Annotated in this window: 13 protein-coding genes; 6 read left to right on the top strand and 7 right to left on the bottom strand. The window is 63.3% G+C overall.

Annotation, left to right across the window (positions count from 1 at the left end):
- Positions 1 to 291: 291 nt before the first annotated feature.
- Positions 292 to 1,041, bottom strand: a complete 750-nt coding sequence (gene gpmA, locus ACVOK8_RS13455; RefSeq protein WP_303749256.1) for a 2,3-diphosphoglycerate-dependent phosphoglycerate mutase — start codon at positions 1,039 to 1,041, stop codon at positions 292 to 294.
- Between the two features lie 393 nt (positions 1,042 to 1,434).
- Between gpmA and ACVOK8_RS13450 the strand changes: the two genes are divergently transcribed.
- The 3 genes from ACVOK8_RS13450 (at position 1,435) to ACVOK8_RS13440 (ending at position 3,921) form a co-directional block, all read left to right on the top strand.
- A complete protein-coding gene (locus ACVOK8_RS13450; RefSeq protein ID WP_481567263.1) occupies positions 1,435 to 2,295 on the top strand; it encodes a pirin family protein in 861 nt (286 codons plus the stop codon).
- Positions 2,296 to 2,494: 199 nt separating this feature from the next.
- Entirely contained in the window at positions 2,495 to 3,214 is a 720-nt protein-coding gene (aqpZ, locus tag ACVOK8_RS13445) for an aquaporin Z (RefSeq protein WP_481567262.1), read from the top strand.
- 230 nt (positions 3,215 to 3,444) lie between these two features.
- Positions 3,445 to 3,921, top strand: a complete 477-nt coding sequence (locus ACVOK8_RS13440; RefSeq protein ID WP_481567261.1) for a hypothetical protein — start codon at positions 3,445 to 3,447, stop codon at positions 3,919 to 3,921.
- 92 nt (positions 3,922 to 4,013) lie between these two features.
- On the opposite strand, the gene ACVOK8_RS13435 is transcribed toward ACVOK8_RS13440, so the two are convergent.
- Complete coding sequence (locus tag ACVOK8_RS13435; protein ID WP_481567260.1) at positions 4,014 to 4,865, bottom strand: pirin family protein; 852 nt, start codon at positions 4,863 to 4,865, stop codon at positions 4,014 to 4,016.
- Between the two features lie 236 nt (positions 4,866 to 5,101).
- Here ACVOK8_RS13435 and ACVOK8_RS13430 point away from each other — a divergent pair, with 236 nt between their 5' ends.
- A complete protein-coding gene (locus ACVOK8_RS13430; protein ID WP_481567259.1) occupies positions 5,102 to 7,168 on the top strand; it encodes a carbon starvation CstA family protein in 2,067 nt (688 codons plus the stop codon).
- A complete protein-coding gene (locus ACVOK8_RS13425; protein WP_057626620.1) occupies positions 7,168 to 7,392 on the top strand; it encodes a YbdD/YjiX family protein in 225 nt (74 codons plus the stop codon). The genes ACVOK8_RS13430 and ACVOK8_RS13425 overlap by 1 nt, the downstream gene beginning before the upstream one ends.
- A 237-nt stretch (positions 7,393 to 7,629) precedes the next feature.
- Here ACVOK8_RS13425 and ACVOK8_RS13420 read toward each other — a convergent pair whose 3' ends face one another.
- The 5 genes from ACVOK8_RS13420 to ACVOK8_RS13400 form a co-directional block, all read right to left on the bottom strand.
- Positions 7,630 to 8,880 (bottom strand): DUF819 family protein, encoded by a 1,251-nt coding sequence (locus tag ACVOK8_RS13420; RefSeq protein WP_481567258.1) that lies wholly within the window; start codon positions 8,878 to 8,880, stop codon positions 7,630 to 7,632.
- Positions 8,881 to 9,229: 349 nt separating this feature from the next.
- Positions 9,230 to 10,483 carry a DUF819 family protein gene (locus tag ACVOK8_RS13415; RefSeq protein ID WP_481567257.1) on the bottom strand — a complete coding sequence of 418 codons (1,254 nt, stop codon included), beginning with the start codon at positions 10,481 to 10,483 and terminating at the stop codon, positions 9,230 to 9,232.
- Between the two features lie 191 nt (positions 10,484 to 10,674).
- A complete protein-coding gene (locus ACVOK8_RS13410; RefSeq protein WP_481567256.1) occupies positions 10,675 to 10,899 on the bottom strand; it encodes an SHOCT domain-containing protein in 225 nt (74 codons plus the stop codon).
- A 104-nt stretch (positions 10,900 to 11,003) separates the two neighbouring features.
- Entirely contained in the window at positions 11,004 to 13,064 is a 2,061-nt protein-coding gene (locus ACVOK8_RS13405; protein ID WP_481567255.1) for a S9 family peptidase, read from the bottom strand.
- A gap of 416 nt (positions 13,065 to 13,480) precedes the next feature.
- Positions 13,481 to 15,472 carry an OPT family oligopeptide transporter gene (locus ACVOK8_RS13400; RefSeq protein ID WP_481567254.1) on the bottom strand — a complete coding sequence of 664 codons (1,992 nt, stop codon included), beginning with the start codon at positions 15,470 to 15,472 and terminating at the stop codon, positions 13,481 to 13,483.
- A 191-nt stretch (positions 15,473 to 15,663) separates the two neighbouring features.
- On the opposite strand from ACVOK8_RS13400, the gene ACVOK8_RS13395 reads away from it, so the two are divergent.
- Entirely contained in the window at positions 15,664 to 16,815 is a 1,152-nt protein-coding gene (locus tag ACVOK8_RS13395) for an acetyltransferase domain-containing protein (protein WP_481567253.1), read from the top strand.
- Positions 16,816 to 16,835 lie beyond the last annotated feature (20 nt).

Genomic DNA, 16,835 nt, shown 5'->3' with positions numbered 1-16,835 from the left:
TTGGAGTGCGGCGCCCCAACTCCTACACGTGCTTCTGGGCACCGCGACGTAACGGGCTGCCGCACTCCGCTCTCAACCACAATCTACTCGGCTGGCAGACACAAGCGGCGTCAGCCGCGAAGCCGGGACATCATCGGATGCCAGCTGTGTTTGTGACCTCCGCATTACCAGCTTCGCGGCTTACGCCGCTCCTATAAACAAACAAAAAGACCAATGCCAGCATGCTGGCATCGGTCTTTGAGTGATTCACAGCTCGAGCAGGCAACAGCGATACTGCTCCCAACCGGTCGCTTACTTGGCCTTGCCCTGGTTGGCCACGGCCTCGGCGGCCTTCTTGGCTGCTTCCGGGTCGCCCAGGTAACGGAACGACTTGACGGTGAGGTCGTCGTTCAATTCGAACAGCAACGGGATGCCGGTTGGGATGTTGAGCTCAAGGATGGCTTCCTTGCTCACGTTGTTGAGGTACTTGTACAGCGCGCGCAACGAGTTGCCGTGGGCGGTGACCAGCACGGTCTTGCCTTCCTTCAGCTGCGGGGCGATGGCGTCGTGCCAATACGGCAACACACGATCCAGCGTGGTCGCCAGCGACTCGGTGGCCGGCAGTGCATTGCGGTCCAGACCGGCGTAGCGGCGGTCGTGGATCGGATGACCCGGATCGGCCAGGTCCATCGGCGGCGGCGGGATGTCGTAGGAACGGCGCCACACCTTGACCTGTTCCTCGCCATGCTTGGCGGCGGTCTCGGCCTTGTCCAGGCCCTGCAGGCCACCGTAGTGGCGCTCGTTCAAGCGCCAGGACTTGTTGACTGGCAGCCAATCCTGGCCCAGTTCGGCCAATGCGCCCTGCAAGGTGTGGATGGCGCGCTTGAGCACCGAGGTGTGGGCCACGTCGAACTGCAGGCCTTCTTCCTTCATCAGCCGGCCAGCGGTGGCAGCCTCCTGGCGCCCCTGCTCGGTGAGGTCCACGTCCACCCAGCCGGTGAAGCGGTTATCGAGGTTCCACTGGCTCTGGCCATGGCGCAACAGCACGAGTTTGCGGGTCACTGCGGAGGTCTCCGGATGGGGAAGGAAGAGGGCGATTGTAGCCCTTCAGATCAGCTTCCGTTCCTTGTCTGGGGTTTGGGTATGGAAGCGATGTAGTTGCAGGGGAGACTGGTTTTGTTTGCTTGGTGCATAAGCATGAGCAGGGGCAAGAGCTCACCCCTACCCAGCCCTCTCCTTGCCTTTGGCAAAGGGAGGGAGCGAAGCGGCAGCCCTGCGTGCAACCCGGGCTTTGGCCCCCTCCCTTTCGCGCAGCGAAGGGGAGGGGTAACGCTTCCACCTTCCGCTCCTTTCCAACCCCACCCAAACAACAATCCATTCCCCACACGGTAACCACACCTTCGCCCACTCCGTGCCATCCTGCCCCCACATTCAAGCAAGCCGGAGCAGCCAGCCATGACCACCATCATCAGCCCGCGCGTCCACGACCTTGGCGGCTTCCAGGTCCGCCGCGCCGTCCCTACCCTGCAGGCACGCAGCGTGGGCTCGTTCGTGTTCGTGGACCATATGGGCCCGGCCATCTTCAGTCCCGGCCAAGGCATCGATGTGCGTCCGCACCCGCATATCGGCCTGGCCACGGTTACCTTCCTGTGGGCCGGGCAGATCGGCCACCGCGACACCCTTGGTTCGGAGCAGATCATCCGCCCTGGCGACGTCAACTGGATGACCGCCGGCCGTGGCATCGCCCACTCCGAGCGCAGCCCCAGCGAGGCGCGCGAACACGCGCAGGCCCTGCATGGCATGCAGACCTGGGTGGCGTTGCCCAAGAGTCATGAGGAAACCGACCCCGGCTTCTTCCACTTTTCCGCTGACCAGCTGCCGCAGCAGCACCGCGACGGCGCCTGGCTGCGGGTGATCGCCGGCCGCGCGTACGGCGAGGAGTCCCCGGTCAAGGTATTTGCCGACACCTTGAACGTCGCCATCGACCTGGAGCCCGGCGCCGAGATCGATCTCGACAACTCCCATGTAGAGCGCGCGCTCTACATTCTTGAGGGCGACGCCCAGCTGGATGGGGTGGATGTACCTACCCAGCACCTGATCATCCCCGAGCCCGGCGCACATAGCCGTCTGCGCGCCAAGACCCCCCTGAAGGCCATGCTGATGGGCGGCGAACCGCTGGATGGCCCGCGCCATCTGTGGTGGAACTTCGTCTCCAGCTCCAAGGAGCGCATCGAGCAGGCCAAGGACGATTGGCAGAATGGTCGCTTCGGCACGATTCCCGGCGACGACAAGGAGTTCATCCCCCTACCCGGCTGAGCCCACTTTCCTCGCCACAGCAGGGGCGGAACTCCCATAGCCGCCCTTGCCCTGCTGTAACTGGCGATGCGCAGATCGTGCATAGGCCTAAATCACTACAGAGGAAAGCGAGAAATAGTTGGCAATTTCACTACTCCTCCCACCTCTTCTCCGTTACTTTCCCCACACCCGTACCGGGGAAAATAAAGGAAACATCATCATGAGCATGGGAAAGCGTCTGGCTGCCGAGTTCCTCGGCACCTTCTGGCTGGTATTGGGCGGCTGCGGTAGCGCGGTACTGGCCGCGAAGTTCGGCGGTGACGGCAATCCGCTGGGTATTGGCTTTGTCGGTGTTGCGCTGGCCTTCGGCCTGACCGTACTGACCGGTGCCTATGCGTTCGGCCATATCTCCGGCGCGCACTTCAACCCGGCAGTGAGCATCGGCCTGTGGGCTGGCGGCCGCTTTCCGGCCAAAGACCTGTTGCCGTATATCGTTGCCCAGGTACTGGGTGGCATCGTCGCTGCCTTCATCCTGCTGCAGATCGCCAAGGGCAATGCCAGCTTCCTGATCGATGGCAGCGAGGCCGGCGCCTTCGCCAGCAATGGCTACGGTGCACTGTCACCGGGCGGCTACACCGTCGCTGCTGCGTTCCTGTGCGAAGTAGTGCTGACCGCGGTGTTCCTGGTCGTGATCATGGGCGCGACCCATGGCCGTGCCCCGGCGGGCTTCGCGCCGATCGCCATTGGCCTGGCCCTGACTCTGATCCACCTGATCAGCATCCCCGTCACCAATACCTCGGTGAACCCGGCCCGCTCCACCGCCGTAGCGCTGTTTGCCGGCCCCGGTGCGATCAGCCAGCTGTGGTTGTTCTGGGTGGCGCCAATTCTGGGTGCGGCCATCGGCGGCCTGGCCTATAAGTGGATTGGCAGCGACAAGTAAGTCACCGCTTTGGTTTCAAGTGTTATCAGTTATTCGGAACGGCTCCCCTGCGGAGCCGTTCTTTATTTGCAGAGAGGACACTTTGCAAGTGACGGGGCTTTTGTAATACCGTCGCAACCTGGCTGGCGCGCATGGGGATGCACGTTCGCAGGGAGGGATACCGCCCACCAGCCAGTACCGCCTTCAGAACCATCCACACGTTTTTCGTCGTGCCGCTGGGCCGATGTTCCATGGGGGAATGCGAAGTGAAGACTGTCCTTATTTTTTCTGCCGCACTAGCGCTCGCTGCCTGCGCCAACGCTTCCGCCCAGCAGGCCGTGCAATGCCCATCGCTGCCTGCAGGTAGCGGCCTGCATTGGGAACAACAGATCCAAAGCGATTTCATCGTCTGCAAAGCCACCACCGAAGATGGCCGCGCAGTACTGAACATGATGCTGAGCGGGCGCGATCCGGGTCTGGCCTTGAATCGCCCGCTGCGTGCGGAAAAAGGCGCGTTCGGTGGCACCGACATGCACTGGTACAAGCTGGACATGGGCGGTCGTGACCTGCCCGGCCTGGAGTCGCGCCGCATCAGCGTGGTAAAGCTGGACAAGAACCGCTACGCGCAGATCTGGATCGACGCCGCCGATAACGCCGAGCTGGGCACCCTGCAGACCCTGACCCAGACCTTGAACCTCAATCCGTCCGCATTGGCTGGCAGCAACTGAGCCACGACGGACACCGGTCCAGTGCCAACGGATCGGTGGCGAACAACCATTGATGCCGGTCCCGTCGCATGACGCGAGGGACCGGCCATCGTTCAGAAGCGGCCTTCCTGGTAGTCGACAAAGGCCTGCATCAATTCCTCGCGCGTGTTCATCACGAACGGCCCGTGCCGTGCCACCGGTTCGCGCAGCGGACGCCCGGCCACCACGATCAGACGCGCGCCCTCGGCACCGGCACGCATATGCAGCGTGCTGCCGCCGCCCAGTACCGCCAATTGCTGCAGCTCGACCGCGCGCGCCTCCTCGCCCTCGCCCAGCGACGCACTGCCCTCGAACACATAGGCGAAGGCGTTGTGGCCTTCTGGCAGACGGTAACTCCAGGCAGCGCCCGCGCTCAAGCTTATGTCGAGATAAACCGGGTCGGTGGCCGGCTGCTGGATGGGGCCGGTGACCGCATCCACGGTTCCGGCGATCACCTTCACGCTAACGCCTTCAGCAGGTGCCAGTTGCGGAATGCGCTCGGGCGCGAACTCCTGATAGCGCGGCGCGCTCATCTTGTCGCGCGCCGGCAGGTTCACCCACAACTGGAAGCCGCGCATGCGGCCGGACTCCTGCTCGGGCATTTCCGAGTGCACCAGGCCGCGACCGGCGGTCATCCATTGAACGCTGCCCGGTGTAAGCAAACCCTCGTTGCCGTGGTTGTCCTTGTGCCGCATGCGGCCATCGAGCATGTAGGTCACCGTCTCGAAACCCCGGTGCGGGTGGTCGGGGAAGCCAGCGATGTAGTCCTCGGCCCGGTCCGTGCCGAACTCGTCCAGCATCAGGAACGGGTCCAGCTCCGGCAACGACTGCGTACCGATGACCCGGGTCAGACGTACACCGGCGCCGTCGGAGGTGGGCATGCCGCGGATAGTGCGCACCACCCGGGCGGAATCTTGACTAGTCATCAGGAAGCTCCTTGAACATGCAGCAGACAATGGCCTTCGCCAACCGCCAAACCAATCGCCACCGCTGCAACCATTTGTTCCAGCCAGCCTACCGCTGAAGCACAGCCCGCCCCCGCAGTCATGTTCGATAAGACATGGGCCTAAGACCAAAGTCGCATCCGCTTCAGCTGCCATGCACATTGACCCCTGACCTGCATGGGTAGACCCTTGCAGACATTCCCCTGCGAGGCGACTCGATGAAAGGTTTTTCCAAAGCCGGATGGGCGTTGCTGTCCCTGATAGGCGCGTTCTGTCTAGGCGTCGTGGCGCTACGCCGCGGCGAACACATCAATGCTCTATGGATCGTGGTGGCAGCGGTTTCGCTGTACCTGGTGGCCTTCCGCTACTACGGCCTGTTCATCGCCAACAAGGTGCTGGGGGTTGATCCCACCCGCGCAACGCCAGCGGTCATCAACAACGATGGCCTAGATTATGTGCCCACCAACAAGCACGTCTTGTTCGGCCACCACTTCGCCGCCATTGCCGGCGCCGGCCCGCTGGTCGGCCCGGTGCTGGCCGCGCAGATGGGCTACCTGCCCGGCACGCTTTGGCTGATTGCCGGCGTGGTGCTGGCCGGCGCGGTGCAGGATTTCATGATCCTGTTCATCTCCACGCGTCGCAACGGCCGCTCGCTGGGCGACCTGGTGCGTGAGGAAATGGGCCAGGTGCCTGGCACCATCGCCTTGTTCGGCGTCTTCATGATCATGATCATCATCCTCGCGGTGCTGGCGATGATCGTGGTGAAGGCATTGGAGGGCAGCCCCTGGGGCATGTTCACGGTGATCGCGACAATGCCGATTGCCATGTTCATGGGCGTGTACATGCGCTACATCCGTCCGGGCAAGATCGGTGAGATCTCCATCGTTGGCCTGGTGCTGCTGATCGCGGCGATCTGGTACGGCGGCAAGGTTGCCGCTGATCCGGTGATGGGCCCGATGTTTACCTTCACCGGTATCCAGATCACCTGGATGCTGATCGGCTACGGCTTCGTCGCCGCGGTCCTCCCGGTGTGGTTGCTGCTGGCTCCGCGTGACTACCTGTCCACCTTCCTCAAGATCGGCACCATTGTCGGCTTGGCGATCGGCATCTTGATCGTGATGCCCGAGCTGAAGATGCCGGCGCTGACCCAGTTCACCGACGGCACTGGCCCGGTGTGGAAGGGCAGCATGTTCCCGTTCCTGTTCATCACCATTGCCTGCGGCGCGGTGTCCGGCTTCCACGCGCTGATCAGCTCGGGCACCACGCCCAAGCTGCTGGCCAATGAAGGCCACACCGCCTACATCGGCTACGGTGGCATGCTGATGGAATCGTTCGTGGCCATCATGGCCATGGTGGCTGCCTCGATCATCGAGCCGGGCATCTACTTCGCCATGAACAGCCCGGCCGCGATCATTGGCACCGACGTGGTGCATGCGGCCCAGGTCGTCACCAACTGGGGCTTTGCAATCACCCCGGACCAGCTGACTGCAACCGCAGCCGAGATTGGTGAGTCCACCATCCTCTCGCGCGCCGGCGGTGCGCCGACCCTGGCTGTCGGTATCGCGCAGATCCTGCACGCAGTGCTGCCGGGCGAAGGCATGATGGCGTTCTGGTACCACTTCGCCATCCTGTTCGAAGCACTGTTCATCCTGACCGCCGTCGATGCCGGCACCCGTTCGGGCCGCTTCATGCTGCAGGACCTGCTGGGCAACTTCGTCCCGGCCCTGCGCCGCACCGACTCGTGGGTAGCCAGCTTCATCGCCACCGGTGGCTGCGTCGCACTGTGGGGTTACTTCCTGTACCAGGGCGTGACCGATCCGCTGGGCGGCATCAACATGCTGTGGCCGCTGTTCGGTATCGCCAACCAGATGTTGGCCGGCGTGGCACTGCTGCTGTGCACCGTGGTGCTGTTCAAGATGAAGAAGGACAAGTACGCCTGGGTGCCGCTCGTCCCGGCGATCTGGCTGCTGATCTGTACCACGGCGGCAGGCTTCATCAAGATCTTCTCCGACATCCCGGCAGTGGGCTTCCTCGCCCAGGCACACAAGTACCGTGATGCCATTGCCGCCGGCGAACTGTTGGCCCCGTCGAAGAACTTCGACCAGATGCACCAGGTGATGGTGAACAATTACATCAACACCGGCCTGACTGCGCTGTTCCTGTTCGTGGTGTTCGCGGTGCTGGTGTACTCGATCAAGACCATCGCCGCTGCACGTCGATCGCCGGTTCGTACCGACAAGGAAACCCCGTACGTGGCGCTGAAGCCGCACGAGGTTGACCTGTAATGGGCACCGAGCTGGTCCCCGTCGGCCAGTACCAGACATTCCGCCGCACCTGGCGGCGTCTGGTGCAGACCGCGCGGCTTTGCTGCGGCGTGCCGGACTACGACAACTATGTCCGGCACATGCGCGAGAAGCATCCCGACCGTGAGGTCATGGATTACAAAACCTTCTTCCGCGAAAGACAGGAAGCCCGCTTCGGCGGCAGGAGCGGCTTCCGCTGCTGCTGAAGCCGCGGACAAGCAAAACCAAAAAGGCGGTGCCACTGGCACCGCCTTTTTGCTACCCGTAGTACCGAGCCATGCTCGGCAGAGGCGTTACCGACAACCCGATTTGTAGGAGCGGCGTAAGCCACGAAGCCGACAAATCATGAGATTGCAATGACAGCGTGATCTGCGGCAGCACAGGCTTCGCGGCTGACGCCGCTCCTACAACAGGAAGCCGCTCCCACAACCCAAACCGAAGCCTCAGGCACCCGCCATCCACTTCAACATCAGGCCGGTCATGTAGGCGATCACCGTGCCAGTGGCATAACCCACCGTACCCAGCAGCACGCCTACCGGCGCCAAGGTCGGGTGGAACGCCGCAGCCACCACCGGTGCCGATGCTGCCGCACCGATATTGCCCTGCGAACCAATCGCAAAGAAGAACAGCGGCGTACGCAGCATCCGGCCAACCACATACAACAAGCCGATATGCACGCCCATCCAGATCACACCCAGCAGGAACAACCACGGACGATCAGCCAGCGACAGCAGATCCATCTGCATGCCAATACAGGCAATCAGGAAATACAGGAACAAGGTGCCGATCTTCGACGCACCCGCCGCTTCCAGATTCCGTGCACGGGTAAAGCTCAGCAGCAGGCCGGCGACCGTGGACAGCATCACCACCCACACAAAGGACGAATCCAGCGAGGCTTTGCTGGCCCAGCTGACATTGGCACCAAACCAAGCGGCCAGCGGCGTCGCCAAAGCATGCGCCAGACCAACAACACCCAGACCGACACCGACGATCACCATCAGATCGGTCAGGCTGGGATTGCGCGCACTCTTGGCTTCGTACTCGGCAATGCGACGCTTCATGTCGTCGATGGCCGAGGTATCGGCACCGCTCTTGGCATCAATCGACTGCGAGCGACCCGCCAGCCACAGCAACACGGCCATCCACAAACTGGCGCAGGCCACATCGACCACCGCAATCTGACCGAAGGTAGTGGCATCGACGTTGAAGGTCTCGCGCATGGCGGCCATGTTGGCACCACCACCGATCCAGCTACCGGCCAATGCGGCCATACCAGCCCAGGTATCACCGGCCACGGTTTCCGGATGGATGAACTTCATCACCTGGAACGACACCGCTGCACCCAACACGATGCCGACAGTGCCGGTAACGAACATCACCAGCAACTTGGGGCCGAGCTTGGCGATGCCTTTCAGGTCGATGGAAAGCGTGAGCAGCACCAGCGCCGCGGGCAGCAACACATCGCGTGCAATCGGGTTGTAGAGCTTGGTGTTGTGGCCGTCGATCAGACCCGTCGTGTTGTAGATGGCGGGAATGAAGTAGCACAGCAGCAGCGCCGGCACCCAGGTGAAGATCTTCTTCCAGAACGGGGTTGGGCCGCTGGCCAACCAGAAGATCAGGGCCAATGTGGCTGCGATCAGGCCAAGGCCGACGATGTCATTGGTGATGAGGGCAGTACTGGGTTCGGTCGGCATAAGGCCTGTTCCTGTCGATCGAAGGGAAATAAAAACGCCACGTTGGTTACGTGGCGTGGGAGGGTGGAGCCTAGCATGGTGGTGTTGTGTGCGGGGTTTGAATGGGGAAAGTGGCGCTTTGCGCCTCCCCCGGCCCCAACCCCTGCTCCGCGCCTCGGCCCCTGCGCTGGCGCAAGGGCGTTCAAGGAGCAGCGAACCTGTGGTTCGCAAGCTGCTCCTTTCACCCCGCAAGGGGAGAGGGGCTCAGTGCGCCCCGAGCGCTAGCAATATGTGCAACTGCAGCTGTGAAGCCCCTCTCCCCCGAGAGAGGGGTTGGGGCGAGGGGAAGGCGCGCAAAGCGCGCTGCTTCTCACCCAGCCCCAGCCATCGCCCGCAAGGTAATCCCCACCACATAAGCAGCGCCGGTACCCACCGCATACCCGAGCGTACCCAGCAACACACCCACCGGTGCCAACGCCGGGTGGAACGCAGTCGCCAGCACCGGCGCCGAAGCCGGGCCACCGATATTGCTCTGCGAGGCAATCGCGAAATAGAAGAACGGCACCTTCAGCAGTTTGCCAGCCAGCCACAGCAGCACGATGTGCACGCCAATCCACAGCGCACCCAGCGCGAACAGCCAGGGCTTTTCCAGCAAGGCCAACAGATCCATCTGCATGCCGATGCAGGCGATCAGGAAGTACAGGAACATCGAGCCCCACTTCGACGCGCCCACGCCTTCCAGCTCGCGCACGCGGGTGAAGCTCAGGCCCAGGCCGATGAAGGTCGCCAGCATCACCACCCACACGAACGGCTTGTCCATGCTCACCGAGCTGGACCAGCTCACGTTTGCAGCAAACCACTCGGCCAACGGTGCGGCCAGGCCGTGCGCCAATGCGACCGCACCGAAGGCCACACCTGCCATCACCATCAAGTCCCCCAACGACGGGATGCGCGCGTGCTGTGCCTGGTAGCTGGCCACGCGGTCACGCAGATCATCCAGCGCCCGCGTATCGGCGCCGCTGCGCTTGTCCATGGCCGGCGCACGTGAGGCGAAGAAGATCAGCACCGCCATCCATACATAACCCACGCCCACATCCACCACCGCGAACTGGCCGAAGGTGGTCGCGTCGACTTCGAAGATTTCCTTCATCGCCAGCATGTTGGCACCGCCGCCGATCCAGCTGCCGGCCAGCGCTGCCATGCCACCCCAGGTTGCCCCAGCTACCGTTTCCGGATGCAGCCAGGCCATTATCTGGAACGCGACCACCGCACCAAGCATGATGCTCAGCACCGCCGCCACATACATCGCCAGCATCTTCCAGCCCAGGCCGAGGATGCCTTTCAGGTCGATGGACAGCGTCAACAGCACCAGCGCCGCGGGCAGGAACACATCGCGCGCGATCGGGTTGTAGAGCTTGGTGGTTTCGCCGTCGATCAGGCCGACGGTGTTGTACACGCCGGGAATGAAATAACACAGCAGCAACGCGGGTACGAAGCTGTAGAACTTTTTCAGCAGCGGATTGCTGCTGCCCGATGTCCAGAAAATAACGCCCAAGGTGGCGGCGATCAGGCCGAACACGATGATGTCATTGCTGATGAGTGCGCCCGTTGCGGCTGCCGTCATCGTCTATCCCCTTGATGCGTGTAGGCGGGCAAACCCCTTGCCCGTGGATGGAACCTGCAGACACACCGCACCGGAATGGAGACAGCACTTGCGCAGGATGGGACACTCTGGCACATCCGTCGCCGCTCGCCGGCCATCCAGGCCGGATTCAAACACTTCCGCAACCGCTGGCGCCTAGCCGGCCATCCAGCTCAGAGCCTGGTCACGATCGCCGCACGCTGTCTGGCGTATTCCTCATTGCTGATCAGGCCTTGCGCGCGCAGGTCCTCCATCTGCTGCAGGCGCTTCTGCGCGCTTGCAACCGGGTTGCCGGGAGCCTTGGACGAGCGCATGGCGAACCAGACGATCAGGCCGACCAGACTGGCGGCAATGGCAAACAAGAACAGCAGGATCAACCAATGCCAGATACTGAACATTCCCATCGCACATCCTCCGTTGCGATTGCCACAGCGATGGGAGCCGGCAAGGCACCGCCCGCTGCAAAGAAGGGCGCGCCAATGGCACGCCCTTCCTTATCTGCTTACTGGCCGATGTGCTGCTTCAACCAGCCATTGACCGTGTCATGCCACTGCACGCTGTTATGCGGCTTCAGCACCCAGTGGTTTTCGTCCGGGAAGTACAGGAACTTGGACTCGATGCCCTGACGCTGCAGCGCGGTGAACGTGGCCAGGCCCTGCTCCACCGGGATGCGGTAATCCAGCTGGCCCTGCACCACCAGCATCGGCTTCTTCCAGTTGGCGACGTGGTTGACCGGATTGAACTTCTCGTAGTTCTGCGGCACGTCGTACGGGGTGCCGCCCTGCTCCCACTCGGTGAACCACAGTTCTTCGGTGGCATAGCCCATGGCGCGCTGATCGAACACACCGTCGTGGTTCACCAGGCACTTCCACGGCTCATTCCAGTTGCCGGCGATCCAGTTGACCATGAAGCCGCCGTAGCTGGCGCCCAGCGCACAGGCCTTGTCGCCGTTGAGGAAGCTGTATTTCTGCTGCGCTGCGGCCCAGCCCTTCTGCAGGTCTTCCAGCGGGCGATCGCCCCAATGCTGGCTGATCGCGTCGGTGAAGGCCTGGCCGTAACCCGTGGAGCCGTGGAAATCGATCATCACCACTGCGTAGCCCTGGCCCGCATAGGTCTGCGGGTTCCAGCGGTAGCTCCAGCCATTGCCGAAGCTGCCCTGCGGGCCGCCGTGGATCAGGAATGCTACCGGGTACTTCTTGCCTTCCTGGTAGTTGTGCGGCTTGACCACATAACCGTGCACGGTCTCGTCGTTCCAGCCCTTGAACGAAAACTGCTCGAAATCACCGAAGTTCACGCCGTCCAGCATTTCGCCGGCACTCTGGGTGATGGCACGCTGCGGTGCGCCAGCAGCGGTGCTGCTGGTGAACACCTGGTCGCCGCTCTTCAGCGAGTTGCGGGTGAAGGCCAGCGCATCGCCAGCGATGTCGAAGGAGGAGATGCTGCCCTCGCCCACCAGCTTGGTCGGCTCACCATTGGCGATGTTGACCGCGAACAACGGGTGTTCGCCCATGTCCTGTGCGGTGGTGTAGATGGTCTGGCCATCGGCCGACAAGGTGATGCCATCGGCCGAACGGTCCCACAGCGCGGCGATCTCATTGACCTTGCCGCTGGCTACGTCCATCGCCATCAGGCCGAAACGGTCAGCTTCGAAACCCGGACGCTTCATCGCGCGGTAGAACAGGGTCTTGCCGTCGGCGCTGAATACCGGGCCGGCGTCCCATGCCGGGTTGGCAGCGGTCAGGTTGACCGGTGCCTGCTTGCCAGCAGCATCGAGCTTGTACAGGTCGAAGTTGGTCGACCAAGGCTCCTTGCTGCCCTGCACGCGAATGCTGGCCACCACGGTCTTGCCATCCGGCGACCAGACGAAGTCTTCATTGCCGCCGAACGGCTTGGACGGTGCATCGCCGGCCAGCGTCGCGCTGATCGCCGATGCGCCCTTCACTGCTGCAGCACCGGCTGCCGGCAGCGGCGCGACGAACAGCGTGTTGCGACGGCCGTCAGCCCAGGTATCCCAGTGGCGCACGAACATGCTGTCGTAGACCTGGCCGCTGCTCTTGTCGGCCTTTTCCTTCTCTAAGCGCTTGCTGGTGCAGGCCAGGTCCGAGCCGCAGTCCTGGAACACGCCGGTGCTGAACAGCACGCGGTCGCCCTGCGGCGAGACGCGGTAGCTGTCCACGTCCAGCGCGAAATCGGTGAGCTGGCGCGGCTCACCGCCAGCCAGCGGCATCACGTACAGCTGCTGGCTGCCGTTCTTGGCGCTGAGGAAGTAGACGTTCTGGCCCTCGATCGAGGCCGAATTGACGTTCCAGCCAGCCGGGGTCAGCTGCTTCGGCGGTGCCATGTCGCGGGTACGCAGGTCACGGATCCACAGGCTGCTGCTGGCCTTGAGGTCGGCATCGACGATGCGCTTGGCGAACACCACCTGCGCGCCATTGGCGCTGAGCAGCGGTGCGGACGCGCGGTCCAGCTTGACCATGTCGCGGACTTCAAAACCGCGCGCACTGGCCAATGATGGCAAGGCGGCCAACAGGCACAGCGGCAACAGGGCGTGACGAAGCTTCATGGGCAACTCCCAGGCAAAGGCAAACCCCGATGGTAGGCGGCCAGCCCGCCCCACTGCAAAGGCTTGAAGTCATGGCCAATCAACCGCCGCAAACAGCAAAGCCGCCCCTTGGGCGGCTTTGCTGGTATTGCTTTGCTTCGCTTCTGCCTAAGCCCCTCTCCTGCGAAGCGGGAGAGGGGTTGGGGTGAGGACGCTCTGGCTTGGACGCTCTGGCTTTGGCTTGAGCCCCCTCCCTTTGGCCGCAGGCCAAGGGGAGGGCTGGGGAGGGGTGCTTTGGCTTTGGCTTTGGCTTTGGCTTTGGCTTTGGCTTTGGCTTTGGCTTTGGCTCTAAAGCTCCAAGCCACCAACCAAGTCAAAACCCCAAGCCCCCCATCCGCCCTACGGGCACCTTCCCCCGCGAGCGGGAGAAGGGAAAATCAGGCCTTCGCCGCAGGCTCGCCCTTCTTGCCGATGCGGTACATCAGCAGGCCAACCAGGAACAGCACGAACAGGCCAACCCAGGCCGACACGCTCGCCCAGGTATCGGCAAAACCACCCAGCGGCAGTGCCAGCACGTCGCCCTGCCCGCTGACCACGATCGGCACCGCAATGGCGATACCCATCAAGGCTTCACCGGTGATCAGGCCAGCTGCGAACAGCACACCCGGGCGATGCACGCGGTCACGGCCTTCTTCGTCGTCGGCACGCAGCTTGTGGAAACGCTCGACCAGGTGGGCCAGCAGGCCGCCCAGGAAGATCGGCACCATCAGCTCCAGCGGCAGGTAGATACCGATGGCGGCAGCCAGCACCGGCACGCGGAAACGCTTGCCGGTCTTCTTCAGCCATTCGTCGACGGCGATGATCACCGCGCCAACGCCTGCGCCCAGCGCGATCATCGTCCACGGCAACTGGCCACCGAACAGGCCGCGAGCAACCGATGCCATCAGGTTGGCCTGCGGTGCTGCCAGCGAGTTCGGGTGTTCGGCGGTCGGTGCGCCGATGCCGTAGGCATGGGCCAGCAGGTTCAGCACCGGCGCCATGATCAGGGCGCAGGAGAATGCACCGATACCCAGCATCAGCTGCTGCTTCCACGGCGTGGCACCAACCAGATAGCCGGCCTTGAGGTCCTGCAGGTTGTCACCGCCAACGGCGGCCGCGCAGCAGACCACCGCACCGATCATGATCGCGGCCACCGCACCCAGCGGAGCACCGCCGACGCCAACTGGAATCAGGCCGTCCTTGCCCAGCAACAGCACCAGCACCACCGAGGCGAACAGGATGGTGGAAATGGTGATGCCCGAGACCGGGTTGTTGGACGAACCAATCAAACCAGCCAGGTAGGCCGACACCGACACGAACAGGAAGCCAGCGACGATCATGATGATGGTCATCGGGATCGACACGTGCCACTGGCCAACGATGGCCTGGTACAGGCCCAACAGCGGCAGGGTGAAGGCGATCAGGGCGATCAGCATCCACTTCATCGGCAGGTCGCGCTCGGTCTCGGCCAGGGCCGGGCCACTGCTCTTGCGGGCAGCGGCGAAGCCGCTCTTGACACCATTGAGCAGCGACTTGCGCAGCGAGAACAGCGTCCAGACGCCGCCGATCAACATGGCGCCAACGCCCAGATAACGGATCTGCGAGCCCCAGATGGCGAACGCTGCTTCAGCCGAGCCAACGTTGGCAAGCGAAGCCGCCAACTCGGGGTTGCTGCCCAGGAAGAATGCCTGATAGAGCGGGATGGCGATGTGCCAGGACAGGATGGCGCCGGACAGCACCACGATGCCCACGTTCAATCCGACGATGTAACCCACGCCCAACAGTGCCGGCGACAGGTTGGTGCCGATGAAAGCGGTGACCTTGGAACTGCCGATGTAGGCCGACTGCGCCCAGGCATCCGGGAAGATGCGCAGGCCCGAGGCTGCGGCCAGCTTCACCAGGCCACCAATGGCCGCCGAGATGCCGAGGATCTTCATGCCCGGGCCCGGGTTCTCACCGGCCTTGAGCACTTCAGCAGCCGCCTTGCCTTCCGGGAAGGGAAGCGGATCTTCGACGATCATCGAGCGCCGCAGCGGCACCGAGAACAGCACGCCCAGCAGGCCGCCGAGGCCGGCGATGCCCAGCACCCACCAGTACTTGAAGTCCGGCCAGTAACCCATGATCACCAGCGCCGGGATCGTGAAGATCACGCCGGCCGCAATCGACGAGCCGGCCGAGGCACCGGTCTGGACGATGTTGTTCTCAAGGATGGTGCCGCCACCGAGCAGACGCAGCACGCCCATCGAGACGACGGCGGCCGGGATGGCGGTAGCGATGGTCAAGCCTGCGAACAGGCCCAGGTAAGCATTGGCGGCAGACAGCACCACAGCCAGCACGATGGCAAGAACCACCGCGCGGAATGTGAGCTGCGCAGGCGCAGCGTTGTTCATGGAAAGCCCTTGGATGGCAAAAAAACCTTCGCCACGCTAACGCCCGCTTAACGGCAAGTCCAGCCTGAACGCGTGCCGGTGCCCCGCAACCCTGTAATTCCACCGATCCGCACGCCTTGCAGGCCACATCGGCAAAGTCGCCCGCGCCACCCCTAAGTGTTATGTTATATCTTTCCGTAAGATTTCAACGCATGCACCCTGCCTCCACCTCCCGCCTGGCCTCCATCGACCAGCTGCGCGGCACCGTGATGCTGCTGATGCTGATCGACCATGTCCGCGAGACCTTCTACCTGCAGCACCAGGTCAGCGACCCGATGGACGTGACCTCGGTTTCTCCGGCGCTATTCAGCTTCCGCCTGCTGGCCCATCTATGCGCACCTGTGTTCGTCCTGCTCACCGGCCTGTCGGCCTGGCTATATGGCCAGCGCCAGCCAGATCCGCGCCGCGCCACCGCCGCGTTCCTGCTGAAGCGCGGCCTGTTCCTGGTGGTATTGGAACTGACCCTGGTCAACTTCGCCTGGACCTTCCAGTTCCCGGCCAGCACGCTCTATCTGCAGGTGATCTGGGCCATCGGCCTGAGCATGATCGCGTTGGCCGGCCTGCTGTGGCTGCCGCGCAAGCTGCTGTTGGCGCTGGCGGTGCTCATCATTGCCGGCCACAACCTGCTTGATCCGCTGCAGGTCCAGGGCAACGGCGTACTGGCAACGCTGTGGAAGATCCTGCACCAACGTGACTGGATCGAGCTGGGCGACAGCCTGCGCCTGCGCACCTCCTACCCGCTGCTGCCGTGGATCGGCGTGATTGCCCTGGGCTATGTGCTGGGCCCGTGGTACGCCAACAACCGGCCTGCGCCGCAGCGCCAGCGTTGGCTGCTGCTCACCGGCGCGGCGATGCTGATCGGCTTCGTGCTGCTGCGTGCCGCCAACATCTACGGCGACCATCCATGGCTGCGCTTTGAAGAACTTCAGCTGACGCTGATGAGCCTGCTCAACGTCACCAAGTACCCGCCTTCGCTGCTGTTCCTGCTGCTGACGCTGGGTATCGGCCTGTTGCTGCTGCGCCTGTACGAGCAGCCTCGCATCGCCGGGTGGCTGCAGCCACTGGCATGGATAGGCGCGGCGCCGATGTTCTTCTACCTGCTGCATCTGTATGTGCTGAAGCTGCTGTACCTGGCCGCGATGGCGTATTGGGGCGCAAATCACGCGCCCTACTTCGCAGTCGAATCGGTGTCGGCATTGCTGTTGATCAGCGTCGTGCTGGCGGTGCTGCTCTACCCCGCCACCCGCGCCTTTGCCCGCTTCAAGGCACGCCGTCGCGACCTGGCCTGGCTGCGCTACCTCTGAACGCGCAGCTCCGGGGCAGC

It is taken from the genome of Stenotrophomonas sp. STEN083, assembly GCF_056759195.1.
Note: the sequence above shows the minus strand (reverse complement) of the source record. Positions and strands in the feature narration are given on the sequence as shown.